We start from the raw sequence: 15009 nt of genomic DNA, 5'->3' as shown, positions 1-15009 counted from the left end.
CGAGCCGTCACCGCACGAAGCCAGCGCCGCACTTGCGCGCAAAAATGCCGCACGGGTTCCGGCGCTCCTTTCTTGCGGAGGCAAATAGAGTATGGTTTGAACCAGCCTTGAATTGTCCGGGATTCCCGTCCCGGCCATTGTTCGACATTCTTGCGGTCCGATCGCGAGGAACTGGGAGATGACGAGGGCGATGAAAAAATTCCTGGCAACCGCCAAAATCGTAGCTAGTGCCGCCGCCGCGTTGTTTGCCGCTGCATCCGCTCATGCAGCCCAGCCCCAACCTTGGGAAACCAGTTTTCAGCCTCCGGCGACCGACATTATGCGGCAGATCGAGTGGTTCGGGAACTACTCGTTCGCGTTCATCATTGTGATCACCGCCTTGGTGCTTTTCCTGATTGCCTACTGCATTTTGCGGTTCCGGGCGAGCGTCAACCCGACGCCGTCGCGCACCAGCCACAACACGCTGATCGAGGTCATCTGGACTGTCGGTCCCGTCGTCATCCTGCTCTGTCTCGCCATTCCCTCGTTCCAGCTGCTGACCGCGCAATACACGCCGCCGGAAGAAGCCAAGCTGACCGTCAAGGCGACCGGCAATCAGTGGAACTGGGACTACGAATACCAGGTCGACAACACGCTTTCCTTTAATTCCGCGATCCTTCAGGATGCTGACAGGGCTGCTGCCGGCAAGGAAGATCGCGCCGCGTATCCGCGCCTGCTCGCCGTCGACAATGAGATGGTGGTGCCGGTCAGCACCATGACCCGCGTGCTGGTGACGGCGACCGACGTCATTCACGCCTTTGCCATGCCGTCCTTCGGCATCAAGACCGACGCGGTGCCGGGCCGCATCAACGAGGTCTGGTTCAAGGCCGACAAGGAAGGCCTCTATTACGGCCAGTGCTCGGAACTCTGCGGTAAGGACCACGCCTTCATGCCGATCGCCATTCGCGTCGTCTCCGATGCACAATACAAGACCTGGCTGGCGGCAGCCAAAACCGACCTTCCCGGCGCCAACAAGGCGCTGATGGCCGAGGTCGATGGCACGAACAAGGTAGCGGCCGCCGGCAATTGATGCCGCGACCAGAAAAGATTCAGGGAACGGAGCCGACCATGGCGCACGCTGCAGCTCACGACGACCACGACCACAAGCCGTATCATGGCTGGGTCCGGTGGGTGTATTCGACCAACCACAAGGACATCGGTACGCTTTATCTGATCTTCGCGATCATGGCGGGCTGCATCGGTGGCGCCTTGTCGGTCGTCATGCGCATGGAATTGCAGGAGCCGGGCATCCAGATATTCACTGGCCTGGCGCAGATGGTCTACGGCATGAATGGCGACGCCGCCATCGACGGGGGCAAGAGCATGTACAATGCTTTCACCACCGCGCATGCGCTGATCATGATCTTCTTCATGGTGATGCCGGCGCTGATCGGCGGCTTTGCCAACTGGATGGTGCCGATCATGATCGGCGCGCCGGATATGGCCTTCCCGCGCATGAACAACGTCTCGTTCTGGCTGCTGCCGCCGGCTTTCATCCTGCTGATTTTCTCGGCCTTCGTCCCGAGTGCGCCCGGCGCCTACGGCGTCGGCGGCGGCTGGACGCTTTATCCGCCATTGTCGACATCGGGCCAGCCCGGACCGGCCATGGACCTGGCGATCCTGTCAATCCACATCGCCGGCGCCTCCTCGATTCTTGGCGCCATCAACTTCATCACCACCATCTTCAACATGCGCGCGCCCGGCATGACCATGCACAAGATGCCGCTTTTCGCCTGGTCTGTGCTGATTACCGCCTTCCTGCTGCTTCTGTCGCTTCCGGTGCTGGCCGGCGGCATCACCATGCTGTTGACCGACCGCAATTTCGGCACCACCTTCTTCGCCCCGGACGGTGGCGGCGATCCGATCCTGTTCCAGCACCTGTTCTGGTTCTTCGGCCATCCGGAGGTCTACATTCTGATCCTGCCGGGTTTCGGTATCATCAGCCATATCATCTCGACCTTTTCGAGGAAGCCGGTGTTCGGCTATCTCGGCATGGCCTATGCGATGGTAGCCATCGGCGCGGTGGGCTTCATCGTCTGGGCCCACCACATGTACACGACGGGCCTATCGCTCGACACCCAGCGCTATTTCGTCTTCGCCACCATGGTCATCGCGGTGCCGACGGGTGTGAAGATCTTCTCGTGGATCGCCACTATGTGGGGCGGGTCGATTTCGCTCAAGACCCCGATGCTGTGGGCGATCGGCTTCATCTTCCTGTTCACTGTTGGCGGCGTCACCGGCGTGCAGCTGGCCAATGCCGGCCTCGACCGCCCGCTGCACGACACCTATTTCGTGGTCGCGCACTTCCACTACGTGCTGTCGCTGGGCGCGGTCTTCGCGATCTTCGCCGGCTGGTACTACTGGTTCCCGAAAATGACCGGCTACATGTATTCGCCGGTGATCGCGAACACCCACTTCTGGGTCACTTTTGTCGGCGTCAACCTGGTCTTTTTCCCGCAGCACTTCCTCGGCCTTTCCGGTATGCCGCGTCGCTATATCGACTATCCGGATGCCTTCGCCGGCTGGAACATGGTGTCGTCCTACGGCTCGTACATCTCGGCTATCGGCGTCGTCATCTTCCTGTTCGGCGTCTTCGAGGCGTTCCAGAAGAAGCGGGTCGCCGGCGCCAATCCTTGGGGCGAGGGTGCGACCACGCTGGAATGGCAGCTGCCTTCGCCGCCGCCGTTCCACCAGTGGGAACAGTTGCCGAAGATCAAGTAGGCGGTTGCCTCCTTTAATACGGAGCCGCCGGCCGACCGGCGGTTTTGGCCAACGGAATGATGGACTTTAAGTACGCATGGCCCTTGCCGAAGACAGACTGATTGACGAGCCGGGCTTCCGCATGTCGGAAGCGACGGCGGGCGATTTCTTCGCCCTGCTGAAGCCGCGCGTCATGTCGCTGGTGGTGTTCACTGCGTTTGTCGGCATGGTCGCCGCTCCGGTGACCATCAATCCGCTGCTGGCGGTGATCGCGATCCTAGCTATTGCCATCGGCGCCGGCGCCTCCGGTGCGCTCAACATGTGGTATGACGCAGACATCGATGCGGTGATGACGCGCACCGCCGGCCGTCCCGTGCCGGCCGGCCGTATCCGGCCAGGCGAGGCATTGAGTTTCGGGCTGGTGCTGTCGGTTCTGTCGGTGATGACGCTCGGCGTGCTGGTCAACTGGTTGGCAGCATCGCTTCTGGCCTTCACCATCTTTTTCTATGCCGTCATCTATACGATGTGGCTGAAGCGCTGGACGCCGCAGAACATCGTCATCGGCGGGGCTGCCGGTGCCATTCCGCCGGTCATAGGCTGGGCGGCGGTAACCGGATCGGTCAGCCTCGAAAGCTTGGTGCTGTTCCTGGTCATCTTCCTGTGGACGCCGCCACATTTCTGGGCGCTCGCGCTGTTCAAGTCGGAGGACTACGCCAAGGCAGGCATTCCGATGATGCCGAATGTCGCCGGCCAGGCCTCGACCAGACGCCAGATCTTTGCCTATGCGCTGGTCCTCGCGCCGGTTGGCGTGCTGCCCTGGGTTCTCGGGTTCACCACGCCGGTCTATGGCATCGTTGCATTGCTGCTCGGCGCCGGCTTCGTCTGGTATGCGTGGAGGGTGCTGCAAATGGCCGATGACGACCGGGCGATGAAGCCGGCCAAGGCCTTGTTCGGCTATTCGCTGCTCTATCTCTTCGCCATCTTCGCCGCCTACCTTGGCGATTGTGTCGTCGCGCGCGCGCTGACCATTGGTGGAGCATGAGCATGGCCGAAAAGAAGCTTGAACTGGTCACGTTGACCGAACGTCAGCAGAAGGCCCGCCGCAATCGCTCGGCCGCAATCGGTTTCGCGCTGGCGGCGCTGGTCGTCATATTCTACGTCGCGACCATCGTGAAATTTGGTCACAGTTTCCCCGGCTCGATGTGAGCTCACAATGACCAGGCAAACAGTCACCGATCCTAAGAAGAAGAATACGAACCGTGTCGTCGCCGGCGTCTGCATCGCGTTCTTCGGCGGCATGATCGGCATGGCCTACGCCGCGGTGCCGCTCTACGCGATGTTCTGCCAGGCGACAGGCTACGGCGGCACCGTCAAACGGGCGACCCAGCAATATGCCGATCGGGTGCTCGATCGCGACATCACCATCCGCTTCGACGCCAACACCGCCGGCGTTCCCTGGCAATTCCAGCCGGTCGCCCGCTCGATCACCATCAAGATCGGCGAAACCGCCGAGGCGCATTTCAGCGCGACCAACAAATTCAACCGTCCCATCACTGGACGCGCCACCTTCAACGTGCAGCCGGAACTGGCCGGACCTTACTTCAACAAGGTCGAGTGTTTCTGCTTCACCGACACGACGCTGAAGCCGGGCGAGACACTGGACATGCCGGTCGTCTTCTATGTCGATCCCGACATCGTCAACGCGCCGGAATTGAAGGATCTGACGACGATTACCCTGTCCTACACGATGTTCCCGGTCGACAAGACCAAGCCGGTCGCATCATCGGTGCCGGCCGACGGCCGCCGCAACAAGATTTCAGATACCGAAGCAAGCCTCGGGGGTTGATATGGCAGACGCACACGCAAAACCACAACATGACTACCACCTCGTCGACCCGAGCCCGTGGCCGTTCCTGGGCTCCGTCGGGGCGCTGGTGACCGCGTTCGGCGGCGTCTGTTACATGCAATACCTCAAGGGCGGCGATTTCGCGATCTTCGGTTTCAATGTCGCCAATCCATGGCTGTTCTTCATCGGCCTGCTGATCGTCATCTACACGATGTTCGCCTGGTGGTCGGATACGATCAAGGAGGCGCATGAGGGACACCACACCCGTGTCGTGTCGCTGCATCTGCGCTACGGCATGATCATGTTCATCGCCTCCGAGGTGATGTTCTTCGTCGCCTGGTTCTGGGCCTTCTTCGACGCCAGCCTGTTTCCGGGCGAGGTCCATCAATACGCCCGTACCGCCTTCACCGGCGGCGTCTGGCCGCCCAAGGGCCTCGAAGTTCTCGACCCCTTCCATCTGCCGCTCTACAACACCGTCATCCTGCTTCTGTCGGGTACCACGGTGACCTGGGCGCACCACTCGCTCATCCACGGCGACCGCAAGGGCCTGATCAATGGGTTGGTGCTGACCGTCGGCCTCGGCATGCTGTTCACCATGGTGCAGGCCTACGAGTACATGCACGCGCCGTTCGGCTTCAGGGATTCGATCTACGGCGCCACCTTCTTCATGGCGACCGGCTTCCATGGTTTCCACGTCATCATCGGCACGATCTTCCTGTTGGTCTGCCTGATCCGCGCCATAAAGGGCGACTTCACGCCCAAGCAGCATTTCGGCTTCGAGGCCGCCGCCTGGTACTGGCACTTCGTGGACGTGGTGTGGCTGTTCCTGTTTGCCTCGATCTACGTCTGGGCATCGAACGGCGCGATGATCGAACCGCACTGAGATCGAACTGAGGAAATCGACAAGGCGGCTGCGGCGACGTGGCCGCCTTATCTTTTGCGGCAAATGCTCCTAGGATGATCCCATGAGCGACGACAAGGCGATCTGGCCACCAATCGATCCGATCTCGGCCGGCTTGCATGGCCGCTGCCCCCGCTGTGGCGAGGGCAAGCTGTTCTCCGGGTTCCTCACGGTCGGCAATCGCTGCACCAATTGCGGCCTCGATTATTCTTTCGCCGATGCTGGTGACGGGCCGGCGGTGTTCGTTATCCTGATCATCGGCTTCATCGTCGTCGGCCTGGCGTTGTGGATGGAGGTGACGCTCAATCCACCGCTTTGGCTGCATCTGCTGCTGTGGATTCCGCTGACGCTGGTGCTTTGCCTGGCGGCGCTCCGGCTGATCAAGGGCGTGCTGCTGACGCTGCAATACCGCAACAAGGCGGCCGAGGGCCGGCTGGACCGCGGCGAATGAGCGAGGCATCAGGTTCGGTGGCCGGCCGGTCGCGGCCCAAGCGCGCATTGGCGCTCGGCCTGGGTATCGTCGTGTTTTTGATCCTGCTGGCGCTCGGCACCTGGCAGGTTCAGCGCCTGCACTGGAAAGAGGGCCTTCTCCAGACGATCGACCAGCGTACGCATTCGGCGCCTGTACCATTGGCCGAGGTCGAAAAGCGGTTTGCTGCCACCGGCGACGTGGACTACACGCCGGTGATGGTGACCGGCACTTTCCTGCATCAAGACGAGCGGCATTTCCTCGCCACCTGGGAAGGCCAGTCCGGTTTCGACGTTTTCACGCCGCTGCAGCTCGACGATGGCCGTTTCGTGCTGATCAACCGCGGCTTCGTGCCCTACGATTTCAAGGATCCAGCCAAGCGGCCGCAGGGGCAGGTAACGGGCAAAGTGACGGTGACGGGGCTCGCCCGCAACCCGCTGCCGGCCAAGCCCTCGATGATGCTTCCCGACAATGACCCGCAGAAGAACATCTTCTACTGGAAGGACCGTGACGCGATGGCCTCGAGCGCCGGCCTGCCGACAGGTGCGGCGCTGGTGCCGATCTTCATCGATGCGAACGCCACGCCCAACCCCGGCGGGCTGCCGGTTGGCGGTGTCACCGTCATCGACCTGCCGAACAGCCATCTGCAATATGCGATAACCTGGTACGGCCTTGCCGCCGCCCTTGCCGGCGTCCTGATCTCCTGGCTCCGCCGCCCGGCGAAAGACCAATGATCGCCGCCACTACCCTTGACAGGGCAGGGCCGCGCACCTCATTTCGCGCCTTGAGCTCAGAAGTCATAGTCCGATCAACCGGCCCACAATCAGCGTAAGATGCAATCATGCTTCACACAAAGCCGCCGCTGACCATCCGGCTCTGCCAGCCCCGCGGTTTCTGTGCGGGCGTTGACCGTGCCATCCAGATCGTCGTGCTGGCGCTGAAGAAATACGGCGCGCCGGTCTATGTCCGCCACGAGATCGTGCACAACCGCTACGTCGTCGAAGGGCTGCAAAGCCTCGGCGCGGTGTTCATCGAGGAGCTCTCCGAGATCCCGCCCGAGCATCGCCAGAGCCCGGTCGTCTTTTCGGCGCATGGCGTGCCGAAATCGGTGCCGGCCGACGCCCAGTCCCGCAACCTGTTCTATCTCGATGCGACTTGCCCGCTGGTCTCGAAAGTCCACAAGCAGGCGATGCGCCATCAGCGGCTTGGCCGCCACGTGCTCTTGATCGGCCATGCCGGGCATCCGGAGGTGATCGGCACAATGGGCCAGTTGCCGGACGGCGCGGTAACTCTGATCGAGACCGAGGCCGACGCCGCAAGCTTCGTGCCCGCAGACCCACAAGCGCTCGGCTTCGTCACCCAGACGACGCTGTCGGTCGAGGATACCGCCGGTATCATCCGCGCCCTGCAGCAGCGTTTTCCCGAGCTGCACGCGCCGGCGGCGGAATCGATCTGTTATGCCACCACCAATCGCCAGGAAGCGGTCAAGGAAACAGCGGCCGGCGCCGATCTCTTCCTGGTTGTCGGCGCACCTAACTCGTCCAACTCGCGGCGCCTGGTCGAAGTGGCCGAGCGCGCCGGCGCCTCGATGTCGCTTCTCGTGCAGCGCGCCTCCGAAATTCCGTGGAATGAGATTGCCGGCATTTCGACGCTCGGCCTGTCGGCGGGCGCCTCGGCGCCGGAGATCATCGTCGACGAGATCGTCGATGCGTTCAGGCAGCGCTTCGACGTGACCATCGAGCTGGCCGTGACGGCGACGGAGACGGAGGACTTTCCGGTGATGCGGGTGTTGCGCGATGTCGAACTGACGGCTGCCGACATGGCCTTCGTCAACGGGGCCGCGTAGCAACGATGGCGGTTTACACCGACGTCAACGAGGGCGAGCTCGGCGCATTCCTCAGGAACTATCCGGTCGGCGACCTCTTGTCCTACAAGGGCATCGCCGAAGGCACCGAAAACTCGAATTTTCTGCTGCACACCAGCAGCGGCTCCTACATCCTGACGCTTTACGAGAAGCGCGTCGACAAGGCTGACCTGCCGTTCTTTCTCGGCCTCATGGCCCACCTCGCCAGAAAGGGCATCTCGTGTCCGCTCCCGGTCACCGCACATGATGGCGGCGTGATCGGAACACTTGCCGGCCGGCCGGCGGTCATCATCACCTTTCTCGAAGGCCTGTCGCTGCGGCGGCCGACGGCTGCACATTGCGGCGAGGTCGGCAAGGCGCTGGCGGCACTGCATCTCGCCGGCGCGGATTTTCCGATGACCCGCCCCAACGCCCTTGCCATCGATGGCTGGCGCAAGCTGTGGAATGCCGCCCGCGCCCGCGCCGACGAGGTCGAGCCGGGACTGGCGGCCGAGGTCGATGCCGATTTCGCCGATTTCGAGCGGAACTGGCCGAACGGTCTGCCGCAAGGCATCATCCATGCTGATCTTTTCCCGGACAATGTGTTTTTCCTCGGCGAGAAACTGTCCGGGCTGATCGACTTCTATTTCGCCTGCAACGACCTCTATGCCTATGACGTTGCCACGTGCCTGAACGCCTGGTGCTTCGAGAAGGATTTTTCCTTCAATCTGACCAAGGGCACGGCGCTGCTTGCCGGCTACCAAAGCGTGCGGCCGTTGAGCAGTGACGAGAAAGCTGCGCTGCCGATGCTGGCGCGCGGTTCGGCGCTGCGCTTCATGCTGACCCGGCTCTACGACTGGCTGACGGTCCCGGACGGCGGCCTGGTGATGAAACGCGACCCGACCGAGTATATCCGCCGGATGCGCTTCCACCGGGCGATCAACTCTCCTTCCGAATATGGACTGACATGACCAAGCGCGTTGAAATCTTCACCGATGGTGCCTGTTCGGGCAATCCCGGGCCTGGCGGCTGGGGCGCAATCCTGCGCTTCAACGGCGCAATCAAGGAGCTCCATGGTGGCGAGGCTCTGACCACCAACAACCGCATGGAGTTGTTGGCGGCCATCTCGGCGCTCAATGCGCTCAAGGAGCCTTGCGTCGTCGATCTTTATACCGACAGCAACTACGTCAAGGACGGCATTTTCGGCTGGATCGACGGCTGGAAGCGCAACGGCTGGAAGACGGCCGCCAGGCAGCCGGTGAAGAATGCCGAGCTGTGGCAGCAGCTCGACGCTGCGCGCAACCGCCACCAGGTCACCTGGCATTGGGTCAAGGGCCACGCCGGCCATCCCGAGAACGAGCGCGCCGACGAATTGGCGCGGCTCGGCATGGCGCCATTCAAGACGAAGTCGGCGAAACCCGTGCTCGCGTCCGTGCCGCCGGAGGAAGGCACCCACTCCAGGCAATCGGCGGCCAAGAAGGTTCGGCGCTCGACCCAGAGTTATTGATCCGGTTGAACTGGCGTGTCAGCGGATCAGAAGGGCGGTGCCGAACAGTCCGATGGCAAACACCGTATGCGACACAAGATTGAGGGCGCGGACCTGCATCGGATTGGGCCGCTTCGAAGCGGCCCAGCCGGCGCCCATGCCGGGCGCCAGCAGAAACCACCCGGCGCCGACGGTGACGATGCCGAGCATAAAAGCCGGCAGGAAGGTCGGCGCGGTGAGCCAGGCCGTTCCGGCCAGCACGACCAGTATGACGCCGTAGACGATGCCGACAGCATAATGAAAGGCCCAGCCAAGTACTGATTCATGCGGGTAGGGCGAGGCCTCGCCAATGTCGTCATGGAAGACCTTGCCTTCCCTGAGATGCCAGACCCAGCGGCCGACCAGCCCCCAGTTCGGCCGCGGCTGAGCAAACGCCTTGTTCAGGAAAATCGCCCAGACATCCATAAGCGCGGTTGCGCCGATGCCGATCGCGACGCTGCGCCAGACGATGTCAGACATAATCGAGGTCCCCAGAAGCAAGCAGTCCCGAAGGGCCGACGCATGGTCCCGAAAAACCGGGTCGGCTTTCGGAAGGATCATGCGCCGATGCAAAAGTCAGCGTCCTTTGGACGTTGAGCGCTCGAAGGCGCCCTTTGCCGTGCCTGGCCTAGGCTGTCGCCAGGACGGAAAGCTGTCCGAGAATGTGAGCCGCACCGGATTCGTCGACGCCGGGCTTTGTCTCGACATTGAATGCGGTGACCTTGCCGTCATCGACGATCATCGAAAAACGCTTCGAGCGTAGCCCCATGCCGCCGCTGGAGAGGTCGGCGTCGAGGCCGACGGATTTGGCGAAATCGCCATTGCCATCGGCAAGATAAAGGATTTTGCCTTCACCGCCGCTGAAGCGGGCCCAGGCCCCCATAACGTGAACATCGTTGACCGAGACAACGGCGATAGTGTCGACGCCGCGCGCCAGGATGGCGTCGTAATTGTCCAGGTAGCCGGGCAGATGATTGTTGCTGCAGGTCGGCGTGAAGGCGCCTGGAACGCCAAACAGCACGACCTTCTTTCCTGAGAATAGCTCGCCCGTCGTTATCGGCTTTGCACCGTCGGCGGTCATTGTCTTGAAGGTCGCATCGGGCAGTTTGTCGCCAACGGAGATCGTCATGATGGTCCTCGCTTGGAAATGGAAGGGAGTGTCCTTGCGATAGCGAATTAAGGCGCGCCCGGCAACCGTCCAGACGTTGGCATCACGGGAATGGCAACAGGCCTTCGACCGCGCCTGCGGCACTTGTCAGTGTGTAGTGCAGGCCGCCATCGGTTGGCGTTGTCGACGGCCTGTCGAGGATCGGCACAGTAAAGATCAGCTTGCCATCCTTTTCGCTGCGTGCCGGGGCACCGAACATGTAGTCGCGTTCGCCGGCAACGAAGAAGTCGGCGCCCTCGGGGCTGCCCGGAAAGCTCGCTTCGACAATCAGCGTTTCGTGGTCGCCCGGCAGTACGTTTATGCCGAAATCGGGCGTTGCCGTGGCGGGCAGGGTGGCAAGGCCTGCCTTGACCAGTGCCGCGTCCTCGGCGTTGTCCGGATCGGCGCCGGGATCGACGGTCAGCCTTGTCTGCACCGGGATGCAGATGGTTTCGCAGATGCCGAGGAAAATGTCCGCATCGATGACGGCCGGCTGGCCGGGCGCGGCAAGCGTGAACGTCACCGGCAACGAAACGGGGTGGTCGTAGCCGGCCCATTTGCCGTAGCCGTCGTCGTGGCGCTGCGGCGGCGGAAACGAAAGCGTCGCGTCGGCAATGTTGGTGCTGGCCGAGACGTCGATCTGTGGCGGCACGCCCGCATCGCCCGGATCGCGCCAATAGGTCTTCCAGCCGGGCTTCAGCGCAATGTCGAGGACGCCCTGGAGACGCCCGGCCTCATCGGCCTTGCCGCTCGTCACCAGCCGCACCCTGCCGCCTTCGCTGTTGTACCAGGCCGATGAGGAGGCTGAGGCGGGGAGGCCGGTCGCCGATCCAATGGCTACGCCAAGCAGCAGGATTTTCAAGCTTTGCATGGCAATGATTTGATCGTCTGTTGATGGCCGCACAATGATTTCATGACGCCGCCGGCATCATATTTGCGTGACCTTCGATTTACGAGCCTGATCAAATCGGGCGCCGCCCATCTTTTCGACGCCCCGGAAACGCGTTACGCTGTGGCCATGGATTTGTTGCGCCATAAAAGGACGGCCGCAGGACCCGGCTTTCTCGACGATCAGTTCCTGATTGCCATGCCCGGCATGAAGGATGACCGCTTCACGCGCTCTGTCATCTACATTTGCGCGCACAGCGACGAAGGCGCGATGGGGCTGATCATCAACCAGACGCAGCAGATGCTGTTTCCGGACCTGCTCGTGCAACTCGGCATCATGAACGAGCTGGAGGCAATTCGCCTGCCGCCACCGGCGCGCGACTTCGTCGTGCGCAATGGCGGACCGGTGGATCGTAGCCGCGGCTTCGTTCTGCATTCGGGCGACTACCGGGTGGAATCCTCGCTCGCCGTGTCCGACGATGTCTGTCTGACCGCGACCGTCGACATATTGCGCGCCATCTCCTCCGGCCGCGGACCCCGGCGGGCTCTGATGGCGCTTGGCTATGCCGGCTGGGGTGCGGGCCAGCTTGAAAACGAGATCGTCGAGAATGGCTGGCTGACTTGCCCGGCAAGTGCCGAGCTTCTGTTCGACGCCGACATCGATCGCAAATATGACCGGATCCTCGCCTCGATCGGCATTGATCTCGCGCATCTCAGCCTGGCTGCCGGTCACGCCTGAACCTCATTACGTCCTGAAACTTGTCACGCTTGGGTCAACGGATACTGTTCCTTCAGCGTCTTCAGCACCTGGTCGCCCGGCATCGGCGCGCCGAACATGAAGCTCTGCACGTACTCGCAGCCCATCTGCCGCAACTCCAGCGCATCGCTCTCGTCCGAAATGCCTTCGGCGACAACCGACAGGCCGAGTTCATGCGCCATATTGACCATGGATTTGAGCAGCACCGCACGTTTCGGCGTCGCGTCGTCGACGAAGCTCTTGTCGATCTTGATGGTGTCGAATGGAAAGCGCGTCAGATAGGCCAGCGATGAATAGCCGGTGCCGAAATCATCCAGCGACAGGCCGATGCCAAGCTGCTTCAGCTTGGTCAGCACATGGGCGGTCTGCTCGGGATTGTCCATCACCAGCGATTCGGTGAGTTCGAGCCGGAAGCAGCGCGGTTTCAGGTTGGCTCGCGCGATCACCGAGCGGACGTCGCTGACCAGGTCGCGGCGGATGAGCTGACGGCTGGACAGATTGACCGAGACCGACAGCGGCGCATCGCCGATCTGCTTTTGCCATCCCGCCAGGTCTTCGGCAGCCTGTTGCATGGCGAACAGCCCAAGCTGCACGATCAGGCCGCAGTTTTCGGCGACCGGAATGAAATCAGCCGGCGGGATCATGCCGCGACGCGGATGGTCCCAGCGCAGCAGCGCTTCGAAGCCTGCGACGCTGCCGTCCTCCAGCCGCACGATCGGCTGGTAGGCAAGCGTGAATTCGCGTCGTTCGATGGCGCGGCGCAGATCGGACTCGAACTGCAGCCGGTCGGTGCCGACGGTGCGGAAGGCGGGACGGAATGGCTCGATCCGGTCGCCGCCGAAGCGCTTGGCCTGATGCATGGCAAGCTCGGCATCCTTGACCATGTCCTCGGCTGAGGTCTGCGTGGCGGTCCAGGTGATCAGCCCGATCGAGGCGGTCAGCACGATCTCGCGCTTGGCGAAGGTGATCGGGTTGTTGATGGCGTGCTTGATGGCATCGGCAATGCCCGCGATGCGAGCCGGATCCTGCTCCGACAAAAGCATCAGCGCGAACTGGTCGCCGGCAAAGCGCGACAGCGAATCCTTCGGCTTGAGCAGCCGGTGCAGCCGCCGCGCGATGGTCAAAAGGATGGTATCGCCGGCCGAGATGCCGAGCCCGTCATTGACCTGCTTGAAGCGGTCGATGTCGATGACGAAGACGGTCGGGCGCACCTTCTCTTCGGTGCGGGCGATCGAAATGATCGCCTCCAGCCGGTTCATGAACAACTCGCGGTTGGGCAGGCCGGTGAGATTGTCATGTACGGCGTCATGCAGCAGCCGTTCCTCGGACTTCTTCTGCTCCGTCACGTCGACCATGGTGCCGACGCAGCGGATGACCTCGCCGTCCGAGCCGATCACCGGCCGGGCGCGCAGCGAAAACCAGTGATAGTGCCCGTCGGCGCCGCGCAGGCGGAAGTTTTGCGACACCCGGCCGCGCCGGTGCTCGAGCACCACGTCGAGCGTCGTGCGAAACGTGTCGCGGTCGTCGGCATGCAGCACCGGCAGCCAGTTGCGGGCGGGCCCGCCGAGACTGTTGGGGGCAAGGCCGAGCTGAATGCTGACGTCGGGACGAGTGACGACGCGGTCGCGCAGCACGTCCCAGTCCCACACGGTATCGCCCGATCCGGCAACCGCCAGCGCCTGGCGCTCGAGATCGGAGAACAGGCCCTGATGCAGGGCGCCGCCGGCAAAAGCGTGCTGCATCACCGTGAAGCCGATCAGCAGGATGATGAGGATCAGCCCGCCGCCCAGCGCCGGCTGGGCGATATCGTTGTCCAGCATGCCGGTGATCGCCATCCACGATCCGCATAGCCACAGCAGAACCATCACCCAACTGGGCACCAGCATGATGGCGCGGTCGTAACCGCGGATACCGAGGAAGATGATCAGGCCGAGCCCGGTCAGCGCGGTGGCGGCGAAGGACAGCCTGGCAATGCCAGCGGCAACCGCCGGATCGATGATGGCGACACCGGCGATCAGCACCAGCCCGAGAATCCAGACCAGCGCGCCGTAGCTGAAATGGCCGTGCCACCGGTTGAGATTGAGATAGGCAAACAGGAACACCACGAAGGTCGCCGCGAGCGCCACCTCCGTTCCGGCGCGCCACATCTGCTCATTGCCCGGTGAGATCTCTATGATCTTGTTGAGAAAGCCGAAATCGACGCAGATATAGGCAAGCACCGCCCAGGCTAGGGCCGCCGTTGCCGGGAACATCGAGGTCCCCTTGACGACGAAAAGGATGGTCAGGAACAGCGCCAGCAGGCCGGCAATGCCGATGACGATGCCACGAAACAGCGTGTAGGAATTGACCGAATCCTTATAGGATTCAGGGTCCCACAGATAGACCTGCGGCAGCTTGGGCGAGGCAAGCTCGGCGATGAAGGTAATCACCGTTCCCGGGTTCAGCGTGACCCGGAAGACGTCGGCGTCGGGGCTGGTCTGGCGGTCGAGCGCAAAGCCTTCGCTGGGCGTGATCGCGGCGATACGGGTCGAGCCGAGATCCGGCCAGAACAGGCCGGAATTTACCAGCCGGAAATGCGGTGCGACAATCAGCCTGTCGAGCTGCTGGTCGGTGGTATTGGCCAGCGCGAACACCGCCCAGTCACCGCTCGAGCGCGCATCATTTGCCTCGACCTCGATGCGCCGCACGATGCCGTCCGGGCCTGGCGCGGTCGACACCTGAAAATTCTCGCCCTGGTTCCGGTAGATCAAGACGGCCCCCGAAAGATCGAGCGCAACGTCGTCGCGGGCGATCTTGATCGGTTCTACGGCAAAGGCCGAGGACGCCGCGCAGAGCGTGACGATTGCCGCCAGCATAAAGGCAAGCAGCGACCCCTTGCGCAGAAAATTCGTCAA

Annotated in this window: 16 protein-coding genes; 12 read left to right on the top strand and 4 right to left on the bottom strand. The window is 62.5% G+C overall.

What is annotated here, in order from left to right:
- The first annotated feature begins 190 nt into the window (after positions 1 to 190).
- From coxB to rnhA, 11 genes are all read left to right on the top strand, one after another.
- On the top strand, positions 191 to 1069 hold the full coding sequence (gene coxB, locus NKJ81_RS07730; RefSeq protein WP_352470656.1) for a cytochrome c oxidase subunit II: 879 nt from the start codon (positions 191 to 193) through the stop codon (positions 1067 to 1069).
- A gap of 38 nt (positions 1070 to 1107) precedes the next feature.
- Positions 1108 to 2760: a cytochrome c oxidase subunit I gene (gene ctaD / locus NKJ81_RS07725; protein WP_352470655.1), complete on the top strand. Its 1653-nt coding sequence runs from the start codon at positions 1108 to 1110 to the stop codon at positions 2758 to 2760.
- A gap of 76 nt (positions 2761 to 2836) precedes the next feature.
- Positions 2837 to 3781 carry a heme o synthase gene (locus NKJ81_RS07720; protein WP_352470654.1) on the top strand — a complete coding sequence of 315 codons (945 nt, stop codon included), beginning with the start codon at positions 2837 to 2839 and terminating at the stop codon, positions 3779 to 3781.
- Positions 3778 to 3945, top strand: a complete 168-nt coding sequence (locus NKJ81_RS07715) for a cytochrome c oxidase system small membrane protein (RefSeq protein WP_023674135.1) — start codon at positions 3778 to 3780, stop codon at positions 3943 to 3945. Before NKJ81_RS07720 ends, NKJ81_RS07715 begins: the two co-directional genes overlap by 4 nt.
- Positions 3946 to 3952: 7 nt before the next feature.
- Positions 3953 to 4585 (top strand): cytochrome c oxidase assembly protein, encoded by a 633-nt coding sequence (locus NKJ81_RS07710; protein ID WP_352449884.1) that lies wholly within the window; start codon positions 3953 to 3955, stop codon positions 4583 to 4585.
- Position 4586: 1 nt separating this feature from the next.
- Complete coding sequence (locus tag NKJ81_RS07705) at positions 4587 to 5468, top strand: cytochrome c oxidase subunit 3 (RefSeq protein ID WP_352540100.1); 882 nt, start codon at positions 4587 to 4589, stop codon at positions 5466 to 5468.
- 82 nt (positions 5469 to 5550) lie between these two features.
- The gene (locus tag NKJ81_RS07700; protein ID WP_352470653.1) at positions 5551 to 5937 is read left to right on the top strand and encodes a DUF983 domain-containing protein; all 387 of its coding nucleotides are present in this window, start codon (positions 5551 to 5553) and stop codon (positions 5935 to 5937) included.
- Positions 5934 to 6689 (top strand): SURF1 family protein, encoded by a 756-nt coding sequence (locus tag NKJ81_RS07695; RefSeq protein WP_352540099.1) that lies wholly within the window; start codon positions 5934 to 5936, stop codon positions 6687 to 6689. Before NKJ81_RS07700 ends, NKJ81_RS07695 begins: the two co-directional genes overlap by 4 nt.
- 107 nt (positions 6690 to 6796) lie before the next feature.
- Positions 6797 to 7801: a 4-hydroxy-3-methylbut-2-enyl diphosphate reductase gene (gene ispH, locus NKJ81_RS07690; protein ID WP_254818458.1), complete on the top strand. Its 1005-nt coding sequence runs from the start codon at positions 6797 to 6799 to the stop codon at positions 7799 to 7801.
- A gap of 5 nt (positions 7802 to 7806) precedes the next feature.
- Positions 7807 to 8769, top strand: coding sequence for a homoserine kinase (locus NKJ81_RS07685; RefSeq protein ID WP_352456890.1), 963 nt, complete (start codon positions 7807 to 7809; stop codon positions 8767 to 8769).
- Positions 8766 to 9305, top strand: coding sequence for a ribonuclease HI (gene rnhA, locus NKJ81_RS07680; RefSeq protein WP_352470651.1), 540 nt, complete (start codon positions 8766 to 8768; stop codon positions 9303 to 9305). Before NKJ81_RS07685 ends, rnhA begins: the two co-directional genes overlap by 4 nt.
- Positions 9306 to 9323: 18 nt before the next feature.
- Here the strand turns inward: rnhA and NKJ81_RS07675 are convergent, their stop codons facing one another.
- From NKJ81_RS07675 to NKJ81_RS07665, 3 genes are all read right to left on the bottom strand, one after another.
- Positions 9324 to 9803, bottom strand: a complete 480-nt coding sequence (locus NKJ81_RS07675; RefSeq protein WP_352470650.1) for a DUF2938 domain-containing protein — start codon at positions 9801 to 9803, stop codon at positions 9324 to 9326.
- Positions 9804 to 9951: 148 nt separating this feature from the next.
- Complete coding sequence (locus NKJ81_RS07670; protein WP_352540098.1) at positions 9952 to 10452, bottom strand: peroxiredoxin; 501 nt, start codon at positions 10450 to 10452, stop codon at positions 9952 to 9954.
- 82 nt (positions 10453 to 10534) lie between these two features.
- On the bottom strand, positions 10535 to 11341 hold the full coding sequence (locus NKJ81_RS07665; protein WP_352456894.1) for a protein-disulfide reductase DsbD domain-containing protein: 807 nt from the start codon (positions 11339 to 11341) through the stop codon (positions 10535 to 10537).
- 147 nt (positions 11342 to 11488) lie between these two features.
- Here NKJ81_RS07665 and NKJ81_RS07660 point away from each other — a divergent pair, with 147 nt between their 5' ends.
- Positions 11489 to 12097: a YqgE/AlgH family protein gene (locus tag NKJ81_RS07660; protein ID WP_031211061.1), complete on the top strand. Its 609-nt coding sequence runs from the start codon at positions 11489 to 11491 to the stop codon at positions 12095 to 12097.
- 23 nt (positions 12098 to 12120) lie between these two features.
- Here NKJ81_RS07660 and NKJ81_RS07655 read toward each other — a convergent pair whose 3' ends face one another.
- Positions 12121 to 15009, bottom strand: coding sequence for an EAL domain-containing protein (locus NKJ81_RS07655; RefSeq protein ID WP_352470648.1), 2889 nt, complete (start codon positions 15007 to 15009; stop codon positions 12121 to 12123).

It is taken from the genome of Mesorhizobium sp. M0018, from assembly GCF_040323955.1.
Taxonomy (GTDB): Bacteria; Pseudomonadota; Alphaproteobacteria; order Rhizobiales; family Rhizobiaceae; genus Mesorhizobium.
The sequence above is the reverse complement of the archived record's forward strand: the minus strand, read 5'-3'. Positions and strand labels throughout refer to the sequence as shown.